Source organism: Agrobacterium vaccinii (assembly GCF_021310995.1).
In the GTDB taxonomy this organism is placed as follows: domain Bacteria; phylum Pseudomonadota; class Alphaproteobacteria; order Rhizobiales; family Rhizobiaceae; genus Agrobacterium; species Agrobacterium vaccinii.
Window position 1 is genome coordinate 1,426,993 of record NZ_CP054151.1, and the last position, 21,345, is coordinate 1,448,337.

The window sequence follows — 21,345 nt, forward strand, 5'->3', positions numbered from 1 at the left end:
GCTGTTTCGATGCCGGTTTTCGCGAATTTCTCCATCGCGGGAGCCGCCCGATTTTGCAAATTCGAGACCATGCCATGACGCAGTCCATTGATGCAGACATCTTCAATCTCGCCCCTGTTGCCATGTGGATCGAAGACTTCTCGGGCGTAAAGCGTCAGTTCGATCTCTGGCGGCAGCAAGGCGTGACGGATCTCCGGGCATTTCTGTGCGAAGACCTGTCCCGCGTTCAGGCATGCTCGCAGAAGATACGGGTGCTGAAGGTCAACGAGAAGACGCTCGAACTCTTTGCAGCCCGTGATTTTGACCACCTGATCGCTAATCTGCACCGCGTCTTTCGCGACGATATGCTGGAAAGCCACATTACCGAACTGGAAGCGCTGTGGCAGGGAAAAGCCCGCTTCTCTAGCCATGCCGTGAATTACTCATTGAGTGGCCAGCGGCTGGATATCCAGTTGCGCGGCGCGATCATTCCCGGCCATGAAGATACGCTGGACCGCATCCTCATCACCACCGAGGACGTAACGGAGCGCGAGGAAGCAAGACGGCTGGAACAGACCAACCGGCGTTACGCCGAGGGCATGTTCGAACATTCGCCTGTGTCGCTCTGGGTCGAAGACTTCAGCCACATCAAGCGCCTGATCGACGATATCAAAAGTCGGGGCATTATGGACTTCCGCGTTTTCATGGATGTGCATCCCGAATTCGTGCGTCAATGCATGAGCGAAATTCGCGTGGTCGAGGTGAACAAAGCCACGCTCGATCTTTTCTGCGCACCGGATGAGCAAACGCTGATGCGGCGTCTGGGTGATGTGTTTCGCGACGAGATGGACAAGCCGTTTCGAGAGCAGCTGATCGATCTGTGGCACGGCAATCTGTTCCAGCAGCGTGAGGTCATCAACTACGCGCTCGACGGGTCGGAGCGTCACCTGTTGCTGCACTTCTCGGTCTTCCCTGGCCATGAGAATGACTGGTCACTTGTGCAGGTGGCACTAACGGATATTACGGCACGCAAGAAGGCCGAGGCCTATCTCGAATATCTTGGCAAGCACGATGTGCTGACCAAGCTTTACAATCGCGCTTTCTATTCGGATGAATTGAACCGTCTGGAGCGCAACAGCCTGCGGCCCGTCTCTGCCGTCATCATCGACCTCAACGCGTTGAAGATTGCCAATGACACGCTGGGCCACGATGCAGGCGATAAATTGCTGCGCAGGTTGGGTGAAGTTCTGAACGGTGTGGTGGCGGCCCCCAACCACGCAGCGCGCATTGGCGGCGATGAGTTTGCCATCTTGATGCCCGGTGCCGACAAGCAGGCAGCAGCCACCATGGTGGATACCATATTCGAACTGTTGAAGATCAACAATCAGTTCTATTCCAATGCGCCACTTGGCATATCGGTGGGCGTCGCGACCAGCGAACAAGGCGAGACGCTGGAGGCGATGGTCAAGCGCGCCGATATCAACATGTACGAGCAGAAGAAGGCGCATTACGCCAACGATGCGCTCCGCTCCAAATCAGCAGGCATATGAAACGCGCCCTGACAAAGCCAGAGCGCGGGATTTCATCAAACCAGAAGATTGTCGGCGCTGGCCGTCGTCGCTGCTGCGGTTGCTGCATGATCGTTGATAGAATAGGCGTGGATGTAGTCGATCTTCATCTCGGAGCCATTCGGCAGCCCGGTTGAAGGTGTACCCGCGATGCCGCCAACAGCGAGATTGACGAGCATGTACATGGGATCGTGCATATCGGCGGGCGTATCGATCTGGGCTACGGCCACATCGTCGAAGTACCAGGTAATGTGGTCCTCCTCCCATAGCAGCCCGTATTTGTGAAACCCTTCGGTGCTGCCCACCGTGACATTGTTGATGGTGGATGTCTGCTGGCCGGACGCGTTGGAGTGCGCCGACAGGATCAGCGTATTCGGGTTCTGCCCGCGCATTTCGATGACATCGATCTCAGGCGGCCAGCGCCCATCCTCCGGCAGCAACCAGAAAGCAGGCCAAACGCCCTGATCGCTCGGCATATCGGCACGTATTTCGAAGTAGCCATAGGTCTGTGAAAACGACGGGTGGGTGGTCAGCATGCCGGACGTGTAGTCATATCCGTTCACGGCATCGGAAATGGCATCAGGCGTCGGCGCGGCCTTGATTGTCAGAACGCCGTTTTGCACCGAAAACGGATTGACCGAAGAGGTCGGCTGATAGGCGGGGTTGATGTACCACTGCTTTTCCGAATTGGTGTGCAGGCTGCCGCCTTCCTCACCCGACCACCAGAACTTCGGTTCCCAGACGCCGGACTGGCCGTTGCTCAACGACAGAGAGTTGAACTCGTCGGCAAAGGTGCTGGTCAGTTGCGACCGGTCGAGTGTGAGCCTGAACTGGTCCGCAGAGAGATCGTTGGCCGTTTTGTTGGCCAGAACGACGCTTTCACCATTGTCGAAATTCAGCCAGAGATCTGAGCCCTTTTGCGTGGAGGCACTCAACAGGTTATCGAAGGAGGTTACCCCGTAACCATCGAGACGAATGAAGTCGTCAGCGCCAAAATCAGTGATGAGGTCGGTGCCGTTTCCCTTGGCGAAGACGAAAGTGTCGGCACCGCCGCCGCCTTTCAGCACGTCATTGCCAGCGCCGCCATCGATCGTCTGTTTGCCGGAGCCACCGCTGATGATGTTGTCGAGGCTGTTGCCAAACGCATTGCGACCGTCACCGGTTACGATCAGATTTTCAATGTTGTCGGGAAGTGTGTAGCTCATCCAAGTGTTGATGGTGTCGATACCCTGTCCGGGCGCTTCCACCGCGCGGTTGATGGTGGAATAGAGGTAGTAGATGTCGTCGCCGGTGCCGCCATGCATGGTAACGTTGACGCCGCTATCGCCCCACATGGAATCGTTTTTTGCGGTGCCGTAGAGGTTGGGGCCTGAACCCGTTGCCGAGAAAAAGCCGGTGGATGTGTCGCTATAATAGAGCGGCTTTCCAAGAGCATTCATGATCGAATTCGCCATCGACTTATCTCCTGTTAAAACTGTCCTCCCCGACAATTCCTCCAGTCGCAAGTGTACCAGCGATGCCGCCGTGCTTTGTGGCGGAAATGAGAATAATCGCGCCAGAGACCCTGCGAAAAGTCAGGGGTACATGGCGCGATGAAAGTTTGGTCAGTGGTGTGTGGAGGCAGACGTGGTCACTCTGGAAGGGTGATGTCCAGCGCCGCGATGTTGCCCCATGTGGCGCGAATGGATGTCTGGCCCGTCAGGCGCACCAACCCGCAAAGGCTGCCGGTCGTTACCACTTGGCCACGCTTCAAACCACCCAGATGGTCGAGCGGCGCATTGGCATAGGCCAGCAACGGCGCGACAGCATCGGCCTGCGGATGCATTGGAGTGGCGGCTAGAACCACGTCGCCATCGAATTCCACGACAAGCGTTGGAAGCGTGGCGTCCTCATTGGCAACGCGGGTTATGATGGCGCTGTCGATTTCCGGCCCCAAGACGAAGGAATGATTTCCGAGACGGTCTGCGAGGTGCAGCGGGAAGGGGGCATTTGTTTCCTCCACGATACGATAGCTCACCAGTTCGGCACCCAGATGCACCGATGCGACATGCGACTGGATATCGTCCCTTGTATAGTCCTTGCCCGTTTCGGGTGCCGGAATGTCATCGGAGAGCACGAAACATATCTCGATTTCGACGCCGACCGCTCCGGTTTTCGGAACCGCAAGTGTGCTCTGTGCAGCTAAATCGTAAACATCGAGCAATGGCGCCGCTATAGCGCGGTTGTTGTTGAACCCGACTTTCCAGCCACTGACGTCCTTGCCGATAGCCGCGGCTGCGATGGCTTGTGCAGCCATGGCTGTCTCGAGCGTATCGGGCACGAGGCCGCTGCTTTCCAGCTTGGAAACGCTGAGGGACGACTGCTGATTTTCAGCCTCGGCGAGAATAGCGCCAAGTTGTATGTTTGCGGCTGTCATCGTTGTCATGCAACACCCTCCCGTAACGTCAGATAGGGGAGATTTAATTGCAGTCATTTGCGATGCTGGCAAGTGAAGCGCCCTGGCGAAACTTCGATTTGGAGCGTCTTCAACATATATTCAGTATAAAACAATTATTCCCCATCATCTCCCGGCTGCGGGCCATTATAGCGAGCGCGGGGACGGATCAGCTTTTTCTCCTGAAACTGCTCGAAGGCATGGGCCATCCACCCGACGGTGCGTCCAATCGCAAAGAGGCTCAGTGCCGCGCCGGGTGGAAGTCCGAGGGAACGGCGGATGGCGACGAGTGCGACGTCGATCGTCGGCAGCTTGCCGGTTGTTTCTGCCATCGTGTCGATCAGCGACTGACGCTTTGCGTCGGGCTGTAGCAGGGGAAGGAGTGCTGCCGCGCGCGGATCGCCATCGGGATAAAGCGGATGGTCAAAGCCGGGCAGACCGTCGCCACGCCTCAACCGCCGCTCTACCACCGTTGCGGCATCCGATGCCGCGTCGATTTCATCGAACAGGATGTCCACAAGGCTCGTCATGCCGCCATGTAACGGTCCGCTGAGTGCCGACAGACCGGCATTCAGGCAGGCGCCGAGTGAGGCCCCGGTGGAGGCGACGACCCGCACGGCGAAGGCCGAGGCGTTCAATTCGTGGTCGGCCAGTAGTACCAGCGTGCGTCGAATGATGTCGGCCCCAACGGCATCCAGCCCCCAAGTGTTTGCGAGATGCAGATGGGCTGGCTCAGCGCTTGGCGTGCTCGCCGTCGCGGCAGCGGTCATAGCACGCAGCAGTGCAGCAGCGCTTGGCCATAATGTCCTGTTGTCGCGCTGCCATGCGGTCATTCGTCCTGCTTCTAGCAGTGAAAGCAGAGCCTGACAGCGCTCCGTCAACGGCAAATCCCGCGTCATCTCGATCAGTGACGGATTCCATGAAAAGGGTCTGACCGTCGCAAACGGATCATGATTGCCGCAGGACCAGAGGCGACGCGCGACATCCTCCAACGACTGGTGCTCGGCAAGCTTTGCCGCGTCCTGTCCGCGATAAAACAGTCGTCCATACTGAATGAGAGTGATGCCGGATGGCAGCACCGGCAGACCCCAATCCAGCGTCGTCGCCGCCACGTCGCGAGGCTTTCGACCGACTGATTTGGTCTTCTTCAGGTGATCGATATCGTGACTGCTGTAGAGGCGCCGTCGCGGGTCGTCGGGTGCAGCCATCGTGCGTACCAGCCCACGGCTGACATAGGCGTAGAGCGATGCGCGGCTGATGCCGAGGGTTTGGGATGCCGTGTCTGCATCGATGAACTGCTCGTGCTTCGTCATTTTTCTCGATGTTGATTAGATGAATCAAGATTGATTATATTGATTCAATTATCATTCTTATGGAAGTCAATCCATGAGGATCATCATGAACAATCTATCGAAACTTTCCTCTCCTTCCGTCACGCTTGAAACAGTCAGCGCCGGCCTCGAGAACGTCGTCGCCGCGCAAACCGTGCTCAGCCACGTTGATGGTGCTGCCGGTCGGCTCGTCGTTCGCGGTTACGATCTCGACAGGCTGGCTGACCGCAGCTTCGAGGCGGTTCTTGCACTGCTCTGGCGGGGTTTCGCCTCTGGTCCCCGTGACGAGGCCGATATCCGCGCGGCACTGGGTCAGGCACGGCTTCGCGCGTTTGAGAAGGTCGAGAGCTTGCTGCCCTCAATTCAAGCGCTGACGCAGGTCGAGGCGCTGCGGCTTCTCCTGTCGTCTCTCTCGGATGAAGAGCCGGACCACCACCATATCGTCGCTGTTGCGGCTGTTCCGGTCTTTGCCGCTGCCATCGCGCGCGCCCATTTAGGCAGCAAGCCGATTGTCCCGGACGCCTCGCTTGGCCATGCGGCGGATTTTCTCCGCATGTTGCACGGCCATGAGGTTGCGCCGGAAAAGGTCAGCGCACTCGATACCTATCTGGTCACGGTTGCCGATCATGGGCTGAACGCCTCCACCTTCACCGCCCGTATTATCGCGTCGACTAAGGCCGGCATGTTCTCGTCTGTCATCGGCGGGCTGTGCGCTCTCAAGGGTCCGTTGCATGGTGGTGCGCCGGGTCCGGTGCTGGATATGCTGGATGCCATCGGTGAAGAACACAACATTCACTCCTGGTTGAGCGATGCGCTGGCGCGGGGCGAAAGGTTGATGGGGTTCGGCCACCGTATCTATCGCGTTCGCGATCCGCGCGCCGATGTATTAAAGAAGGCAGTTGCCGCCCTGCGCGATAGCGGCGGACGCATCGGTTTTGCCGAGGCCGTCGAGGAGGAGGCACTGGCGCTACTGGCGGAAAAGAAGCCACTGCGATCACTGCAAACCAACGTCGAATTCTATACGGCATTGGTTCTAGAGGCGGTCGGTTTCCCGCGCGAAAGCTTCACCAATGTGTTTGCAGCAGGCCGCATGGCAGGGTGGACCGCGCATGTGCTGGAGCAGGATGAGGTCGGCAAGCTGATCCGCCCCCAGTCCCGCTATATTGGCCCCATGCCGGACGCTTAAAGCTTGAACAGCTTGCGCGCGTTTTCCTTGAGGATCAGCGGGCGCACCTCGTCACGGATTTCGATCTTTTCGAAATCGGCCAACCAGCGATCCGGTGTGATCGCTGGCCAGTCGGAGCCGAACAGCATCTTGTGTTTCAGCAACGTGTTGGCGTACTGCACCAGAATAGGCGGGAAGTATTTCGGAGACCAGCCGGACATGTCGATGTAGACGTTCGGCTTGTGGGTCGCCACGGCCAGCGCCTCTTCTTGCCAAGGGAAAGACGGGTGCGCCATGATGATCGGCATGTCGGGAAAGTCCACCGCCACATCATCGAGATGAATGGGGTTCGAATATTTCAGCCGCATGCTCATGCCACCACGAAGACCAGCGCCGACACCCGTTTGCCCCGTATGGAACAGGGCTATCGCACCTTCCTCCTGAATGGCTTCGTAAAGCGGGTAGGCCATACGATCATTGGGGTAAAAGCCCTGCATCGTCGGGTGAAATTTGAAGCCCTTGACGCCGAATTCCCGAACCAGCCGCCGCGCTTCCCGTGCCCCGGTTTTACCCTTGGCAGGGTCGATCGAGGCGAAGGGGATCATGATGTCGCTGTTTTCGGCAGCGATCTTGGCAACCTCTTCATTGTCGTAGCGTCTGAAGCCCGTTTCGCGTTCGGCATCCACGGGAAAGATCACGCAGCCGATCTTGCGTTCGCGGTAATAGGTCGCGGTTTCCTGAACCGTTGGTAACATGCCCTGCGCGCCAGCCGGATTTCTGAAATAGCGCGCCATGCCTGCCTGAAACTCATGATATCCGTCGTCGCGCTGGCAACCGCATGGCTCTTCAGCGTGCGTGTGCACGTCGATGGCGACAAGCTCATCGATGTTCATGATATTCCTCCCATGAAAAACTCGTTCAGATACCGATAAATTTCCGCAACAGCGCCAGCAGTTGCTGCCGTTCCACGTCGCTCAGGGCAGCACCGACGCCTTCCTCATAGGCAAAAAACCACTCGGATGCGGTCTCCGCTTCCCTTTCACCCTTTTCCGTCAGCGTCAGTTCCACGGCGCGGCGGTCCTCGTCCGGTACCCGGCGCGACAGCAGCCCCTGGTCTTCCAGCGCACGAATGAGCTTGGTCATATGGGCGCGCTTGATCATCAGGCTCTGGCCGAGAATACTCTGCCGTATCCCTGGGTTGTTTCTGATAACCCAGAGAACCGAAAACTCGCCCGGTTTCAGCCCGCGCTCGCCGACCTCGGAGAAGAACTGCTCATAGACCCGCAACTGGGCCAACCGTAGCATGAAGCCGGGCGCTGCGTTCAACCGCTCCAGATTGACGTTCTCAGGGGTACGAACCAGCGTGTCCATCTCTCATCCTTGGGGTCTGCGCCGCGAGAACTAGGCCGCGCCGGGTGCTTTTACCTTTGCGACCCGCTTTTCCAGAAATGCCCGCAGCCGTTCCTCTGCTTCCGGGCTTGTTGCCGTAAACGAAGAAATGAAGGATTCGACGAAAAGGCCATCTTCCTTTGCCATATCCTGAATGCGCGGCAAGGCGTTTATGACGGCGTAATTGGAGATTTCTGCATTGCTGGCTGCTTTTTGCGCAAGCTCGATCGCCTTTTCCACTGCCGTGCCTGCGTCAACCACGTATTGCGCGAGGTTCCAGCGTTCCGCTTCATCCGCTGCCGCCACGCGGCCCGTCAGCATCATGTCGGTCATGCGGGCAACGCCGGTCAAGCGCGCCACACGCACCGAGCCGCCGCCGCCAACGAAAATGCCGCGCTGCCCTTCCGGTAGGGCAAAGAAGGCGGTCTTGTCCGCGACCCGCACATGGGTCGATGCAGCAAGCTCCAGACCACCGCCGATGACGGCGCCGTGCAGTGCTGAAAACCAGGGTATAGTACCATGCTCGATACCGGCAAAGACCGTATGCCAGCGGCGGGAGCCACGGACGCCTTCTATCGGTGTCTTCTTCACATGTTCGGCCAGATCTAGACCGGCGCAGAAATGATCTCCGTGCCCGAACAGAACGGCGGCTTTGGCCTCGTTCTGCGCGCGCTCAACAGCGCGTGCGATAGTCTCTACGAATGCATCGCTGATGGCGTTGCGCTTTGCGGGTCGGTTCAGCCCAACCAGCGCTATGTTGCCGCGCAGCTCATAGGTCACGAAATCCGGTTGCTGATGATCGCTCATCGGTAGAAGCCTCCCGCACGCTACAAATCCAGATAGTTGTGATTTGATTGTTTACAGATAGATTGTTTCCTTGTAAACAAAATTCAGGTGGAGATGACAAAGCGCAACTCCCCACATCACGCGACTGACGTCTGGGAGGAGTCATGAACGAGAGCGCAATTCGACGCGTAAAATTCTGGACGCCAGAGATCAGCTGGCGCAAGGATGGCGACGGCTCGATCAAGGTCTGGCGGGACGATCCGCTCGGATCCTACCCTGACAAGATGAATGAGAAGCTGCTTCATTGGGCAGCCGTCGCGCCTGATCGGGTGTGGATGGCAGAGCGCGATGGCGATGGCTGGCGCCGGGTGACCTATCACGATGCGGTCGATAGCGTCAGGCGTATCGGCCAATCGCTTCTCGACATGGGTCTCAGTGTCGAGCGTCCGCTGGTCATTCTGGCCGAGAACTCCGTGACGCATGGTCTTCTGGCCCTGGGTGCCCAGCATGTCGGCATTCCCTCTGCGGCGGTATCGCCCAGTTACGCTGCCTTCGCCGGTCAGTTCGAGAAGCTGCGGGAGATTGCAGAACAGGTCACGCCCGGCCTTGTTTTCGTGGAAGATGGCAATCGGTTCATGGATGCGGTCGATCATGCTTTCGGGCAGGATATGCCCGTCGTGGTGCTGCGCAACCCGCCATCAGGCCGCGCCAATACATATGTCTTCGCCGATTTTCTGGAGACCGTCGCAACTGCTTCGGTGGACGAAGCCTTTGCGGCGACCGGTCCCGATACGATCGCGAAGTTTCTCTTCACCTCCGGCACCACCGGCTCCCCGAAAGCCGTCATTCAGACGCAACGCATGTTGTGTTCCAATCAGGAAATGGTTGCTGATTGTTACGCCTTCCTGCGCGATGAGCCGCCTGTCATCGTCAACTGGAGCCCGTGGAACCACACGGCGGGCGGCAACAAGCTGTTCAACAACGCCATCTATAATGGCGGCACCTATTACGTCGATCACGGCAAACCATCTCCCCAGATGATCGGCAAAACCATTGCCAATCTCCGTGAGATCTCGCCCACGTGGTACTTCAATGTACCGGCGGGCTACGAGATGCTGGTGCAGGCCATGCGCAAAGATGTCGCCTTGCGCGAAAGCTTTTTCAGAAACATGAAGCTGATGATGTATGCCGGAGCCGGAATGGCCCAACATACCTGGGATGCGCTCAATGTTCTTGCCGAGCAGACTATCGGCACCCGCGTCCCACTCGGCACTGGCCTTGGTGCCACGGAAACCGGTCCGTTCTCGCTTTATTGCACGGATCCGCAGGAGCAGCCTGGCAATATCGGCATTCCCGCGCAGGGCATGGAAATGAAGCTTGTGCCCTACGACGAGAAATACGAGCTACGCCTCAAGGGCCCCAACATCACGCCCGGTTACTGGCGCAGCCCGGAACTGACGGCAAAAGCGTTCGATGAGGAAGGCTTCTACCAGATTGGTGACGCCGTGCGTTTCGCCAAGCAGGGTGATCCCTCGCACGGCTTTTATTTCGATGGCCGCACCGCAGAGAACTTCAAGCTCCAGACAGGCACGTGGGTCTCGGTCGGCAAGCTGCGCGCGACACTGGTGGACGATTTCGGCGGGTTGATCCGCGATGCCGTCATCACAGGGGAAAATCGCGAAAAACTCGGTGCTCTGGTCATCGCTTCCATGCCGCCGTTGCGAGAGCTGATCGGTGTCGCCAATATAGACATGACGGATGACGACGTGCTGGGGCATCCGCTCGTTCGCGATGCATTGGCCGCTGCCTTACAGCGCCATCAGAGGCGCTCGACCGGCTCGGCAACACGGGTTGCGCGGCTCCTCATCATCCGGGAAGCACCACGTCTCGACAAGGGGGAGATCACCGACAAGGGCTCTCTCAACCAGCGCGCCATGCTGTCGCTGCGCAAGGATCTGGTGGAGCAGCTTTACCTCGGCTCGCCTGACGTGATCACGGTTGGAAAGGACATAGCAGCATGAAGATCGAAGGCTCAAGCGCCGTCGTGACAGGCGGTGGTTCCGGTCTGGGAGAGGCGGTGGCTCGTCTTCTCGCTTCCAGAGGCGCGCTCGTCCATGTGTTCGATCGCAATGCGGATGCTGCCGCCAAGGTGGCTGGCGAGATTGGCGGCGTGGCGGTTGCTGGTGACGTGACGAGCGAGGCCGACGCGGAAATTCTTTGCGCGCAGGCCGCGCAGGCAGGCGATGGCCTGCGTATTCTGGTGAACTGCGCGGGTATCGGTCCCGCTGCCCGCATTCTGGGCCGCGAGGGGCCGATGCCGCTTGCAGCCTTTCAAAGTGTCATCAACGTGAACCTGATCGGCACCTTTAACATGATGCGGCTGGCATCCGCCCATATGGCAAAGGCGCCGGAGCGTGACGACAAGGCGCGGGGCGTCATCGTCAACACGGCCTCAGTCGCCGCTTTCGAAGGCCAGATCGGGCAGGTTGCCTATGCGGCGTCGAAAGGCGGAATCGTCTCCATGGCGCTGCCTGCCGCACGCGAGCTTTCCCGTTTCGGTATTCGCGTCAACACCATCGCGCCGGGCCTGTTTCTGACGCCGCTCCTGCACGGTCTGCCGCAGGAAACGCAGGACAGCCTCGCCGCAGCCATTCCTTATCCGGCCCGGCTGGGCGACCCGGCGGAATTTGCCGATACGGTGCGCTATCTCATCGAAAACCGCTATGTGAACGGCGAAGTCATCCGGCTGGACGGCGCCATTCGTATGCAGCCGAGGTAGGCGCAGATGGCGGGCTTCGAACAGCAGGTGGAAAGAACGATGACGCTGCTGGGCAAGACGCCCGGCTGGCAGGACATTCGTGCGCTTTCCGCGGAGCTTGACGACAGCACTGTTTCCGCCATCCTCTTTGAAGCGGCCAGCTTTGCCCAGACCGTTCTCGCGCCGCTCAACAGTCCCGGCGACCGGGAAGGGTGCAGGCTGATCGATGGACGGGTGAAAACGCCATCAGGCTTTGCAGATGCCTATCGTCGTTTTTGCGAAGCAGGCTGGTTGGGAATCGACCTGCCGGAAGCTTTCGGCGGGCAGGGCCTTCCGCAAACGCTGCAAGCGGCCTGCGCTTCGCTATTCGAGCGTGCCTGCGTATCGCTAATGATGCTGGCTGGCTCGTCGCGCGCCGCCGCCTTTCTCTTGGCGCAGGTCGCGGACGAAGAGACGGCAGAATGGATCGGACGCCTGATTGCCGGAGACTGTTCCGCAACCATCTGTATCTCAGAACCCGATGCGGGCTCAGATGTCGGGCGTATTCGCACGCGCGCCTTTCTCACGGATGAAGGCTGGCAGGTTAACGGCACCAAATGCTGGATATCCTTCGGTGATCACGACATCACATCTCGCATCGGTCACTGCCTTCTGGCCCGAACCGGCGACCAGCCGGGAACGAAGGGGCTCAGCCTGTTTCTGGTGCCCGATCATCTGAACGATCTGCGCAACGGCATCACCGTGGAGCGGATCGAAGAGAAGATGGGCCTGCACGGCTCACCCACCTGCGTGCTACGGTTCGATGGTTCGAATGCCGTTCTTCTGGGCCAGGAAGGCCATGGCCTGCAACAGCTTTTCACCATGATCGAGCGCATGCGGCTTTCCACCGGCTGTCAGGGGTTGGGCATCGCATCAGCCGCATCGGATATCGCCCGGGCCTATGCGCTGGAGCGGCGGCAGGGCGGCGCCGCGAATGAAAAGCCTGTCGCCATCGCTACCCATCCCGATGTGAAGCGACAGCTTGTCGTTCTGGGTCATCAGACGGAAATCCTGCGTGCTGCCGTTGTGGAGCAGGCTGCCGCGATGGATTTGGCCAGGCTCTCCGACACCGCGCAGACGCGTGCCTTCTTCGCGGATTTCGCTGCCTGGCTTTTGCCACTCGTGAAGAATTTCGGTGCGGAGATCGGTTTTGATACCGCCAGCCGCGCCATTCAGGTTCTGGGCGGCGCTGGCTATACGCGTGAGTGGCCGCTGGAACAATATCTGCGCGATAGCCGCATCATGTCGATTTATGAGGGAACGACCGGCATGCAGGCGCTCGATTTTCTCACCCGCAGATTATGGCGTGACGACGGACGCGGTCTTGCGGCGTTCGAAACTCTGGTGAGGCGAGATATCCAACAGGCCGCTGCGACATCTGCCACGCACGCGGCAGAAAAAGCACTCGCAAAATTCCTGGCTATGAGCGCGGAGATGACTGCGCTCGCGGGAGAGCCCGAGACCGCTTTTTATCATGCGGACCGCTATATGCGCACGGCATGGGAGGCGGTCGACGCCTGGCTTTCCCTGCGCTTGCCGGAAGATGGCGATCAACGCCCAGCCTACGCATCAAAACCATTCACATCAGCATGTTAACGGGAGGAACGACATGAGACATTCATTGACCAGACTTGCCGCCCTGGCGAGCGTTGCGTTTACGCTTTCAACGCTTCCGGCCTTTGCCGATATAACCATTGGCGTCACCATACCCACCACCGGCCCGGGTGCTGCACTTGGTATTCCATTGAAGAATTCCGTCGAGCTTTGGCCGACGGAAATCGGCGGCGAGAAAGTCCGCGTCATTCTGCTCGACGATGCCGGTGATCCGTCTCTTGCCACCACCAATGCCCGCCGCTTCGCCAATGACGACAAGGCGGATGTGATCATCGGCTCGGCGCTGGTACCGGGTGCCATTGCCGTCGCAGGTGTGGCGGCCGAAGCTGGCGTGCCGCATCTTGCGCCATCACCACTGCCGCCGCCGGTGGCCAAGAACTGGAGCTTCGTGCTGCCGCAAAGTGCGGAACTCGTGTCGCGCCACCTCTTTGCAAAGATGAAGGCGGATGGCGTCAAGACGCTCGGCTATATCGGTTTCTCAGACTCCTACGGCAATCAATGGGTCGATCAGTTCAAGAAGCTGGGTGGCGAGTACGGTCTGAAGATGGTGGCGGATGAACGCTACGCGCGTCCCGACACGTCTGTCGCGGGTCAGGTTCTCAAGGTCGTGGCTGCAAGGCCGGATGCGGTTCTCATCGGCGCTTCGGGCACCGGTGCAGCGCTTCCGCAACTGGGTCTGCGGGAACGTGGCTTCACCGGCCCTATCTACCAGACCATCGGTGCCGTCACTTTTGATTTCCTGCGCATCGCAGGCAAAAGCGCTGAAAACACCGTTTTCGCTTCCGGCCCCGTCATGGTGGCGGAAGATCAGCCGGACACATCGGAAACCAAGGCGGAAGGCCTTGCCTATGTGAAGGCCTATGAGGGCAAATACGGTGCTGGTACGCGCACCCAGTTCGGCTCCCACATGCAGGACGCCATGATCATCCTGAAGAAGGCTGTGCCTGTCGCGCTTGCCAAGGCAAAGCCCGGCACCAAGGAGTTCCGGGATGCGCTTCGCGACGCGATCGAAACCAGTGGACCGTTTCCGGCAACGCACGGTGTCTTCCAGTTCTCGGCAACCGATCATTACGGTCTCGATGACCGGGGTGTGGTGTTGCTGACAGTGAAGGACGGCAAGTTCAACCTGCTGAAATAGTGCTTCCGGATATCAGATTGCTGCGACCCAACCAGGGATCGTAGCGCTCTGGGAGCCGCAGGCCGACCGTAATTATCAATGAAATGGGAAAATGCCGTGGACGCCACGATTGCAACCTTTCTGATTCAGGATGGCATCACCAATGGCGCAATTTATGCGCTGTTGGGGCTGGCGCTCGTTCTGGTCTTTGCGGTGACGCGCATCATCTTCATTCCGCAAGGTGAGTTCGTGGCCTATGGCGCGCTGTCTCTCGCACTTCTCGATACCGGACAGATACCCGGCACCGCTCCCATGCTGATCGCCTTTGGTGTTGCCGCCATGGTGCTGGACCTTTGGGACCTGCGCCACGCCATGCGTCTGACATCTCTCGTTCGGGCGCTGCTCATCAATATCGCCCTCCCGGTCGCCATCTATGGCCTCGTTGCGCTGGTGGCGCCGCTTCAGCTTCCCGCGATTTTGCGGGCTGCTCTCGCGGTCGTCATCATCGCGCCGATGGGCTATTATATCTATCGTATCGTCTACCGTCCGCTTGTCGATGCCTCGGTGCTGCTGCTGCTGATCGCGTCTCTCGGCGTGCATCTGTTCATGATGGGTCTCGGCCTCATCTTCTTTGGCCCCGAGGGGCTGCGTGCCAGACCGCTGGCAGAGGGCAGTTTTCTGCTGGGGCCGCTGGTCGTTACAACGCAGAGCCTATGGATCTACGGCATCACGATCCTCATCATCGTCGGGCTCTATCTGTTCTTCGAAAAAACACTGCTGGGAAAGGCTCTGCGCGCGACCGCCGTCAACCGGCTCGGTGCAAGGCTCGTGGGCGTGAGGACACAGTTGACAGGGGTCACGGCGCTGGTGCTGGCCGCCATTATCGGCGCGGTCTCCGGCGTGCTGATCGCACCCGTCACTACCATTTATTACGACACCGGCTTTCTCATCGGCCTTAAAGGTTTCGTGGCGGCCATTCTCGGCGGGCTCGGCAACTTCCCGCTGACGGCCATCGCCGCGCTCGGCGTCGGGCTGGTCGAGGCCTTCTCCTCGTTTTTTGCCAGTGCCTACAAGGAAGTCATCGTGTTCGGCCTGATCATACCCGTGCTGGTCTGGCTGTCCTTCGGTGCCGGACACCATGAGGAGGATTGATGATGAACCGTCGTGCTATTCCGCTCATTGGCCTGCTCGTTCTCGCCGTGTTTCCGCTGCTTCCGGTGCCGCCGTTCTGGCTGACGCTGATGAACAATATCGGCCTTGCCTCGCTTGTGGCCATCGGCCTAGTTCTCTTGACCGGCGTCGGCGGATTGACGTCCTTCGGGCAGGCAGCATTTTGCGGCTTCGGGGCCTATACCACGGCTGTGCTGACCACGGCGTATGGCATTTCCCCTTGGCTGACATTGCCGCTATCGCTGTTGATGGGTGCCGCTATGGCGCTCCTGCTAGGCTTCATCACAGTGCGCCTTTCCGGCCATTTTCTGCCGCTCGGCACAATCGCCTGGGGGCTGGCGCTCTATTATCTCTTCGGCAAAATGGAAGTGCTGGGAAGCTATGACGGCATCACGGCCATTCCGCCTCTTTCCGTCGGCGGTTATGCCTTTCTCAGCAGCCAGTCGATCTACTACGTCATCTGGAGCTTCGTCATTCTCGTCTCCATCGGCGCCATCAACCTGCTGGATTCCCGTGTCGGACGCGGTATTCGCGCCCTGCGTGGTGGTGCGCAGGCGGCAGAAGCCTTCGGGGTCAATATCGTGCGCGCCAAGCTGACGGTGTTCGTCTTTGCGGGCGTGCTGGCCGCGCTCTCCGGCTGGCTCTACGCGCACATGCAGCGCTCGGTTAATCCCACACCCTTCGGCCTCAATATGGGTATCGAATATCTGCTGATGGCGGTTGTCGGCGGTGCCGGGCATGTATGGGGCGCAATCTTCGGCTCGGCCCTGATCCTTGTGTTGAAAGAAGTCCTGCAACGCATTCTGCCTGGGTTGGTCGGCACTGCGACCAATGTGGAAATGGTGGTCTTCGGGCTGTTGCTGGTTGCCATCCTGCAGGTCGCCCGCGAGGGGCTCTGGCCGCTCGTAAGCAAATGGGCGACGTCTTCGCGCAAGCGGGAGCGGCATCTGCCGCAGGCCGATACCGAGCTTGATCGCCGACCCATGCCAGAGCGTGGCTTACCACTTCTGAGCGTTGAAAAGGCGCGCAAGCAGTTCGGTGGTCTGGTCGCGGTGAACGATGTCAGCTTCCGCATCAATGCGGGCGAGATCGTCGGCCTGATCGGTCCCAACGGCGCGGGCAAAAGCACAACCTTCAACCTCATCACCGGCATTCTGGGTCTGACGTCGGGCACAGTCACCTATCGCGGACAGTCCATTTCCGGTCTCAACCCGCGCAAGATTGCCCGCTTCGGCATAGCCCGCACCTTTCAGCATGCCAAGGTGCTGCCAGATATGTCGGTGTTGGAAAATGTCGCGCTCGGCGCGCATCTGCGCGGATCGGCAGGCGTGCTGCGCAGCTTCCTGCGGGCAGAACGGGCGCAAGAGGCGACATTGCTGGCTGAGGCCGCAAGGCAAGTCGAGCGCGTTGGCCTTGCCAGCCTCATGCACCGCCCGGCGGGCGATCTGGCACTCGGCCAGATCCGCATTCTCGAAATCGCCCGTGCGCTTGCGGCAGATCCAGCGCTTCTCTTGCTGGATGAACCGGCGGCGGGCCTTCGCCATGCGGAAAAGCAGGAACTGGCGGCACTACTGAAAAAACTGCGCGAGGAGGGCGTCAGCGTGTTGCTTGTCGAGCACGACATGGGCTTCGTCATGGGGCTTGTCGATCAACTGGTCGTTCTGGATTTCGGCACGCTTATCGCTGATGGCAAGCCGCAGGAGGTGCGCAATCATCCAGCCGTCATCGCAGCCTATCTGGGAGGGACAGCATGAGCGGACATCTGCTGGAAATCAAAGACCTGCGCGTCTCCTACGGTCATGCGGAAGTGGTGCAGGGCGTGTCTCTGGCCATGCAGGCGGGCAGCATCGTCACGGTCATCGGTGCCAATGGCGCTGGCAAGACGACACTTCTCAACGCGGCCATGGGCATCATTCCAAGCACAGGCACGGTGCTTTACGATGGTAATCCAGTGCCTCCCTCTGTCGAAGCACGGGTCGCGGCTGGCTTTTGCCTTGTGCCGGAACGTCGCGAACTGTTTTCCACCATGTCGGTCGAAGACAATATCGAGCTTGGCGGCTTCCTGCGGTCGCGCCATGAGCGGGCTGAAACCAGTTCAGAACTTTACGACCGTTTCCCCCGGCTTGCCGAGCGCCGCAAGCAACTGGCTGGAACGCTATCCGGCGGTGAGCGGCAGATGCTGGCCTTGGCGCGCGCGCTGATGAGCAGGCCACGCCTGCTGCTGCTGGATGAGCCAAGCCTTGGCCTTGCGCCGCGCATTGTCGCGGACATCTTGAAGATCGTTTCGGAACTGCGCGACAGCGGTGTGTCCGTTCTGCTGGTAGAGCAGAATGCACGCGCCGCTCTCGACATTGCCGATTTCGGTTACCTGATGGAGTTGGGGGAGGTGAAGCTCTCCGGTCCCGCCTCGGAACTCGCGCACAATCCGGCGCTGATGGAAAGCTATCTGGGCACTGCGCCAGCCTAAGGGATGCGCGGTTAGCCGGTGCGCTTTTGGGTCTGGTTGCCGAGGTTGCGGGTCATCCAGTCTGCTCCGGTGGCGATCCCGCCGAGCGGAAAGAGATGCAGTTGCTCGATCAGCGTGCTCGGGTTTTGCATCTTGTAGTGCGACAGTGCTGAAACGAATTCCGTCGGCTCGTACGGCGTCAGCAGGCGGCTGATGTCCATCGCGCGTTTTTGCAAAACTTTGAGAGATGGCCCGACACCGCAGGAGATCGCAAATTTGATCAGCGTCTGCAACTTGGCCGGACCGGCAATGCCGATATGGATCGGCAGGCTGATACCGGCACTTTGAATACGTTCAGCCCAATCGGTGACGATTTTCGCGTCGAAGCCGAATTGCGTGACGATGGCCATCTTGGCATCGGTCCGCTCGGAGAACGCGTTTTTCCAGGCCAGCGCGGCATCCACCTCTGTCGTCGTGCCGTCCTTGTCGATATCCCGGCTGCCCTCTGGGTGACCTGCCACATGCAGACGCTTGAAGCCGTGCCGGTCGAACAGGCCGCTTTCCATGAGGTCGATCGAACTGCTCATATTGCCCGCAGGCCTGGCCTCGCCACCGCCCAGAAGCAGCGCTTCCGTCACTCCCGCTTCGTCGCGGTAACGCCTGATCCAGTTTTCGAGCGTGGCAAGATCGGGAATGCTGCGCGCGGGAAAATGCGGCATCGCCGTGAAGCCATCGGCCTGAATGCGTCGTGCCGTCTTCACCATGTCTTCAATGGCTGTTCCTGCAATGTGGGCGATGTAGACGCGCGTGCCCACAGGAAGCAGCGCTTTGAAGTCATCGATCTTGGCCGCCGTTCGGGGCATGACCTCAATGGACCATGCGTTAAAGGGACCATCAGTGCCAGACCGCGTTTGATCCGGCAGGTCACCCGCCTTTTTCCCAAAACTCAGCAAGGCCATCGATGCTCCTCCAAGAATATTGAAAATGTATACATGAACGCGATATCTCACAAGTGAAGTTTCAGTTTGGCGAGCAGCCGGAGTTTGACGTTGCCATGAATACATTTCGACATGCATATTCCCGGTCCTGCTGATATTCTTTTTGCAGCAATTCCGGGTGTAGGCGGTTACAACATGAAAACGAGCGATACTGCAACGCATGGGCGGCGGGCCGTCATCGAGCTGCGGGAAAAAATCTTCAGCGGTGAGCTACACGGCGGCATGCGGTTGTTCGAAGTGTCCCTTGCGGAAAAGCTCGACATCTCCCGTACGCCGATCCGCGATGCCCTTTCACGGCTCTGTGAGGAGGGGCTGCTGGACCGTCTGCCGAATGGTGGCTTCGTGGTGCGTCGCTTCGTCTATGCCGACGTCATCGACTCCATAGAGTTGCGTGGCGTGATGGAGGGGACCGCCGCGCGGTTGGCTGCAGAGCGCGGCGTGGAGGCCGCGGCGCTCGACCACATCAAAGCTACGCTCGTAAAGCTTGATGCCTGCTTCGGAGAGGAGCAGGAGGACGTTGATTTCGATGCCTACGCCGAACTCAACGCCCTGTTTCACCAGCAGCTGGCAGGCCTTGCGGCAAGCGATGTCATCCGTCGCGAGGTTGAGCGGGCAAGCTCACTCCCCTTTGCCTCCCCCTCGGCTTTTGTACCAAACCGGTCGAGGATTTCCGCATTCTGGCGCTCCCTGCGGTTTGCGCAGGCGCAGCATCACGAACTCGTCCGCGCCATTGCCGCACGGGAAGGCGCGCGAGCCGAAGCGATTGCGCGTGAGCATGCCCGCACTGCCCGTTCCAATCTCGACTATATCTTCGATGAGGAGCCGGACCTGCTCGCGAAAATTCCAGGCCTCGCCATCATCCATCGCTAATGTGTTGCTGGTGCCCAATCGGCGCTTGCATCCAGCCGCTTCCTCGTCCTTAATGTATACACGACTTAGATGTCTTGAGGAGGACAGGATATGCCCAACACCAGCCTGAATGATATCTTGAACGAAAATCCCGATATCGTCGGACGTTTGAGAAATTCCCAAAGTGGGATGTATGTATACCCCGTCGTCACCCCTGAATTCAGCAACTGGCGAACGGAGCAGGCGGCGTGGCGTCACTCTGCGGTGCTGTTCGATCAGTCGCATCACATGGATGAGCTGACGGTCGAAGGGCCGGATGCCGAGAAATTTCTGAGCCACCACGGCATCAACTCGTTCTCGAATTTCGATCTCAACCGCGCCAAGCATTTCGTGCCGGTCACGCCGAACGGGCATGTCATCGGCGATCACATCATCTTTCGCGAGCGCCAGGACAAGTTCATCCTCGTCGGGCGCGCACCGACGTCCAACTGGCTGATGTTTTGTGCGGCCTATGGACAATGGAATGTCCGCCTCAAGCACGATCCGCGCTCGACCTCGCGCCCGGAGGGCGAACGGGTGTTGCGGACCCATTACCGCTACCAGATACAGGGGCCGGATGCGCCGAAGATTTTCGAGAAGCTGAACCGTGGTCCCGTGCCGGATATCAAGTTCTTCCACGTGGATTGGATCAATGTCGGTTCCAAAAAGGTCAAGGCTCTGCGTCATGGCATGTCGGGTGCCCCGGGTCTGGAAATCTGGGGTCCCTATGAGGACAAGAGCTACGTTCTGGCCTGCATCCTCGACGCGGCGAAGGAGGCAGGCGTCGATCTCGTGCGATGCGGCAGCCGTGCCTATTCCACCAACACGCTGGAATCTGGCTGGATCCCGTCTCCCCTGCCGGGAATCTATACGGGCGATGGAATGTTGCAGGCCTATCGCGAATGGCTCGGCGTCGATTCCTATGAGGCGAATGGCGCTATCGGCGGCAGCTTCGTGTCGGACAATATCGAGGATTATTATCTCACCCCTTTCGAACTCGGCTATGACTTCTATATCGGCTGGAAGAAGGATGATTTCATCGGCAAGGCTGCGCTGGAAAAACAAAGGGGTCAGCCACACCGCAAGAAGGTGACGTTCGAATGGAATGCGGAGGACGTGATCGACGTCATCGCTTCCGCCTTCCGTCCCGGCGAGGACAATTACAAGTGGATCGATTTCCCCGTCGCCAATTATGCCTCCACCAGCGCCGACCTTGTTCTGGATGAGTCAGGCAAGCATGTGGGCATGTCGATGTTCAACGGCTATTCCTATAATGAGCGCTGCATGCTGTCTCTCGGCGTCGTCAATGCCGATGTCGAGGTGGGTGATATCCTGACGCTGGTCTGGGGCGAGCCGGATGGCGGGTCTGGAAAGACCTCGATCGAAACACCGCACAAGCAGGCTAAAATCCGTGTTCGCGTTTCACCGACACCTTATGCACGTGAGGCGCGTGAGAATTACGCGGAGAGCTGGCGCTCCAAACGCAGCTGACAGACGGATGTTTCAAAGAACCCGCTTGGCTTCTGCCCGGCGGGTTTTTGGCGTTCTGGCCGTCTATCGCTCTCAATCTTGTGGAGCCATAAAAACGGAGGGGTGATTTTTAGGTTTTGTTTGCCATGTCTCGGAATGGTTGTGATCAACATCAATTTATCTGGCGCTATTA

At 59.1% G+C, this 21,345-nt stretch carries 18 protein-coding genes; 11 read left to right on the plus strand and 7 right to left on the minus strand.

All coding sequences use genetic code 11. The features are described 5' to 3' along the window. Nucleotides 1–74 precede the first annotated feature (74 nt). Nucleotides 75–1,529: a sensor domain-containing diguanylate cyclase gene (locus HRR99_RS21640; protein ID WP_233124838.1), complete on the plus strand. Its 1,455-nt coding sequence runs from the start codon at nucleotides 75–77 to the stop codon at nucleotides 1,527–1,529. 35 nt (nucleotides 1,530–1,564) lie between these two features. On the opposite strand, the gene eglC is transcribed toward HRR99_RS21640, so the two are convergent. The 3 genes from eglC to HRR99_RS21655 form a co-directional block, all read right to left on the minus strand. Continuing rightward, on the minus strand, nucleotides 1,565–3,001 hold the full coding sequence (gene eglC / locus HRR99_RS21645; RefSeq protein ID WP_233124839.1) for an endo-1,3-1,4-beta-glycanase EglC: 1,437 nt from the start codon (nucleotides 2,999–3,001) through the stop codon (nucleotides 1,565–1,567). Between the two features lie 176 nt (nucleotides 3,002–3,177). Next, a complete protein-coding gene (locus tag HRR99_RS21650) occupies nucleotides 3,178–3,972 on the minus strand; it encodes a 2-keto-4-pentenoate hydratase (protein WP_233124840.1) in 795 nt (264 codons plus the stop codon). Between the two features lie 125 nt (nucleotides 3,973–4,097). Beyond that, nucleotides 4,098–5,294, minus strand: a complete 1,197-nt coding sequence (locus tag HRR99_RS21655; RefSeq protein ID WP_233124841.1) for a citrate/2-methylcitrate synthase — start codon at nucleotides 5,292–5,294, stop codon at nucleotides 4,098–4,100. A gap of 85 nt (nucleotides 5,295–5,379) precedes the next feature. Between HRR99_RS21655 and HRR99_RS21660 the strand changes: the two genes are divergently transcribed. Beyond that, nucleotides 5,380–6,498, plus strand: a complete 1,119-nt coding sequence (locus HRR99_RS21660; protein WP_233124842.1) for a citrate synthase — start codon at nucleotides 5,380–5,382, stop codon at nucleotides 6,496–6,498. Here the strand turns inward: HRR99_RS21660 and HRR99_RS21665 are convergent. From HRR99_RS21665 to HRR99_RS21675, 3 genes are read right to left on the minus strand one after another with little or no spacing between them, the layout of a single operon-like run. Further along, nucleotides 6,495–7,370, minus strand: a complete 876-nt coding sequence (locus tag HRR99_RS21665) for an amidohydrolase family protein (protein ID WP_112501553.1) — start codon at nucleotides 7,368–7,370, stop codon at nucleotides 6,495–6,497. The two genes, HRR99_RS21660 and HRR99_RS21665, sit on opposite strands and share 4 nt — an antisense overlap. Before the next feature lie 25 nt (nucleotides 7,371–7,395). Then, nucleotides 7,396–7,848 carry a MarR family winged helix-turn-helix transcriptional regulator gene (locus HRR99_RS21670; RefSeq protein ID WP_233124843.1) on the minus strand — a complete coding sequence of 151 codons (453 nt, stop codon included), beginning with the start codon at nucleotides 7,846–7,848 and terminating at the stop codon, nucleotides 7,396–7,398. A gap of 30 nt (nucleotides 7,849–7,878) precedes the next feature. Next, a complete protein-coding gene (locus HRR99_RS21675; protein ID WP_233124844.1) occupies nucleotides 7,879–8,673 on the minus strand; it encodes a crotonase/enoyl-CoA hydratase family protein in 795 nt (264 codons plus the stop codon). Between the two features lie 143 nt (nucleotides 8,674–8,816). On the opposite strand from HRR99_RS21675, the gene HRR99_RS21680 reads away from it, so the two are divergent. The 7 genes from HRR99_RS21680 (at nucleotide 8,817) to HRR99_RS21710 (ending at nucleotide 17,817) form a co-directional block, all read left to right on the plus strand. Then, the gene (locus tag HRR99_RS21680) at nucleotides 8,817–10,673 is read left to right on the plus strand and encodes a feruloyl-CoA synthase (RefSeq protein WP_233124845.1); all 1,857 of its coding nucleotides are present in this window, start codon (nucleotides 8,817–8,819) and stop codon (nucleotides 10,671–10,673) included. Continuing rightward, the gene (locus HRR99_RS21685) at nucleotides 10,670–11,431 is read left to right on the plus strand and encodes an SDR family NAD(P)-dependent oxidoreductase (RefSeq protein WP_233124846.1); all 762 of its coding nucleotides are present in this window, start codon (nucleotides 10,670–10,672) and stop codon (nucleotides 11,429–11,431) included. Before HRR99_RS21680 ends, HRR99_RS21685 begins: the two co-directional genes overlap by 4 nt. Nucleotides 11,432–11,437: 6 nt before the next feature. Continuing rightward, on the plus strand, nucleotides 11,438–13,045 hold the full coding sequence (locus HRR99_RS21690; protein ID WP_233124847.1) for an acyl-CoA dehydrogenase family protein: 1,608 nt from the start codon (nucleotides 11,438–11,440) through the stop codon (nucleotides 13,043–13,045). 13 nt (nucleotides 13,046–13,058) lie between these two features. Continuing rightward, nucleotides 13,059–14,201 carry an ABC transporter substrate-binding protein gene (locus tag HRR99_RS21695; RefSeq protein ID WP_233124848.1) on the plus strand — a complete coding sequence of 381 codons (1,143 nt, stop codon included), beginning with the start codon at nucleotides 13,059–13,061 and terminating at the stop codon, nucleotides 14,199–14,201. Between the two features lie 96 nt (nucleotides 14,202–14,297). After that, entirely contained in the window at nucleotides 14,298–15,332 is a 1,035-nt protein-coding gene (locus HRR99_RS21700) for a branched-chain amino acid ABC transporter permease (RefSeq protein ID WP_233124849.1), read from the plus strand. Between the two features lie 2 nt (nucleotides 15,333–15,334). Further along, complete coding sequence (locus tag HRR99_RS21705; RefSeq protein ID WP_233125003.1) at nucleotides 15,335–17,104, plus strand: branched-chain amino acid ABC transporter ATP-binding protein/permease; 1,770 nt, start codon at nucleotides 15,335–15,337, stop codon at nucleotides 17,102–17,104. Further along, nucleotides 17,101–17,817, plus strand: coding sequence for an ABC transporter ATP-binding protein (locus tag HRR99_RS21710; RefSeq protein ID WP_233124850.1), 717 nt, complete (start codon nucleotides 17,101–17,103; stop codon nucleotides 17,815–17,817). The genes HRR99_RS21705 and HRR99_RS21710 overlap by 4 nt, the downstream gene beginning before the upstream one ends. An 11-nt stretch (nucleotides 17,818–17,828) precedes the next feature. Here the strand turns inward: HRR99_RS21710 and HRR99_RS21715 are convergent, their stop codons facing one another. Then, a complete protein-coding gene (locus HRR99_RS21715) occupies nucleotides 17,829–18,755 on the minus strand; it encodes a methylenetetrahydrofolate reductase (RefSeq protein WP_233124851.1) in 927 nt (308 codons plus the stop codon). Nucleotides 18,756–18,929: 174 nt separating this feature from the next. Here HRR99_RS21715 and HRR99_RS21720 point away from each other — a divergent pair, with 174 nt between their 5' ends. Together HRR99_RS21720 and ligM are read left to right on the plus strand one after the other, a co-directional pair. Beyond that, nucleotides 18,930–19,664, plus strand: coding sequence for a GntR family transcriptional regulator (locus tag HRR99_RS21720; RefSeq protein ID WP_233124852.1), 735 nt, complete (start codon nucleotides 18,930–18,932; stop codon nucleotides 19,662–19,664). Between the two features lie 90 nt (nucleotides 19,665–19,754). Beyond that, nucleotides 19,755–21,173, plus strand: coding sequence for a vanillate/3-O-methylgallate O-demethylase (gene ligM / locus HRR99_RS21725; protein ID WP_233124853.1), 1,419 nt, complete (start codon nucleotides 19,755–19,757; stop codon nucleotides 21,171–21,173). Nucleotides 21,174–21,345 lie beyond the last annotated feature (172 nt).

Excerpts from the sequence above, each read along its gene's own strand:
- HRR99_RS21720 (WP_233124852.1), top strand. The coding sequence starts at position 18,930 with ATGAAAACGAGCGATACTGCAACGCATGGGCGGCGGGCCGTCATCGAG.
- HRR99_RS21670 (WP_233124843.1), bottom strand. The coding sequence starts at position 7,848 with ATGGACACGCTGGTTCGTACCCCTGAGAACGTCAATCTGGAGCGGTTG.
- HRR99_RS21655 (WP_233124841.1), bottom strand. The coding sequence starts at position 5,294 with ATGACGAAGCACGAGCAGTTCATCGATGCAGACACGGCATCCCAAACC.
- HRR99_RS21675 (WP_233124844.1), bottom strand. The coding sequence starts at position 8,673 with ATGAGCGATCATCAGCAACCGGATTTCGTGACCTATGAGCTGCGCGGC.
- HRR99_RS21680 (WP_233124845.1), top strand. The coding sequence starts at position 8,817 with ATGAACGAGAGCGCAATTCGACGCGTAAAATTCTGGACGCCAGAGATC.
- HRR99_RS21665 (WP_112501553.1), bottom strand. The coding sequence starts at position 7,370 with ATGAACATCGATGAGCTTGTCGCCATCGACGTGCACACGCACGCTGAA.
- HRR99_RS21710 (WP_233124850.1), top strand. The coding sequence starts at position 17,101 with ATGAGCGGACATCTGCTGGAAATCAAAGACCTGCGCGTCTCCTACGGT.
- HRR99_RS21660 (WP_233124842.1), top strand. The coding sequence starts at position 5,380 with ATGAACAATCTATCGAAACTTTCCTCTCCTTCCGTCACGCTTGAAACA.
- eglC (WP_233124839.1), bottom strand. The coding sequence starts at position 3,001 with ATGGCGAATTCGATCATGAATGCTCTTGGAAAGCCGCTCTATTATAGC.
- HRR99_RS21640 (WP_233124838.1), top strand. The coding sequence starts at position 75 with ATGACGCAGTCCATTGATGCAGACATCTTCAATCTCGCCCCTGTTGCC.
- HRR99_RS21715 (WP_233124851.1), bottom strand. The coding sequence starts at position 18,755 with ATGGCCTTGCTGAGTTTTGGGAAAAAGGCGGGTGACCTGCCGGATCAA.
- HRR99_RS21685 (WP_233124846.1), top strand. The coding sequence starts at position 10,670 with ATGAAGATCGAAGGCTCAAGCGCCGTCGTGACAGGCGGTGGTTCCGGT.
- HRR99_RS21705 (WP_233125003.1), top strand. The coding sequence starts at position 15,335 with ATGAACCGTCGTGCTATTCCGCTCATTGGCCTGCTCGTTCTCGCCGTG.
- HRR99_RS21695 (WP_233124848.1), top strand. The coding sequence starts at position 13,059 with ATGAGACATTCATTGACCAGACTTGCCGCCCTGGCGAGCGTTGCGTTT.
- ligM (WP_233124853.1), top strand. The coding sequence starts at position 19,755 with ATGCCCAACACCAGCCTGAATGATATCTTGAACGAAAATCCCGATATC.
- HRR99_RS21650 (WP_233124840.1), bottom strand. The coding sequence starts at position 3,972 with ATGACAACGATGACAGCCGCAAACATACAACTTGGCGCTATTCTCGCC.
- HRR99_RS21690 (WP_233124847.1), top strand. The coding sequence starts at position 11,438 with ATGGCGGGCTTCGAACAGCAGGTGGAAAGAACGATGACGCTGCTGGGC.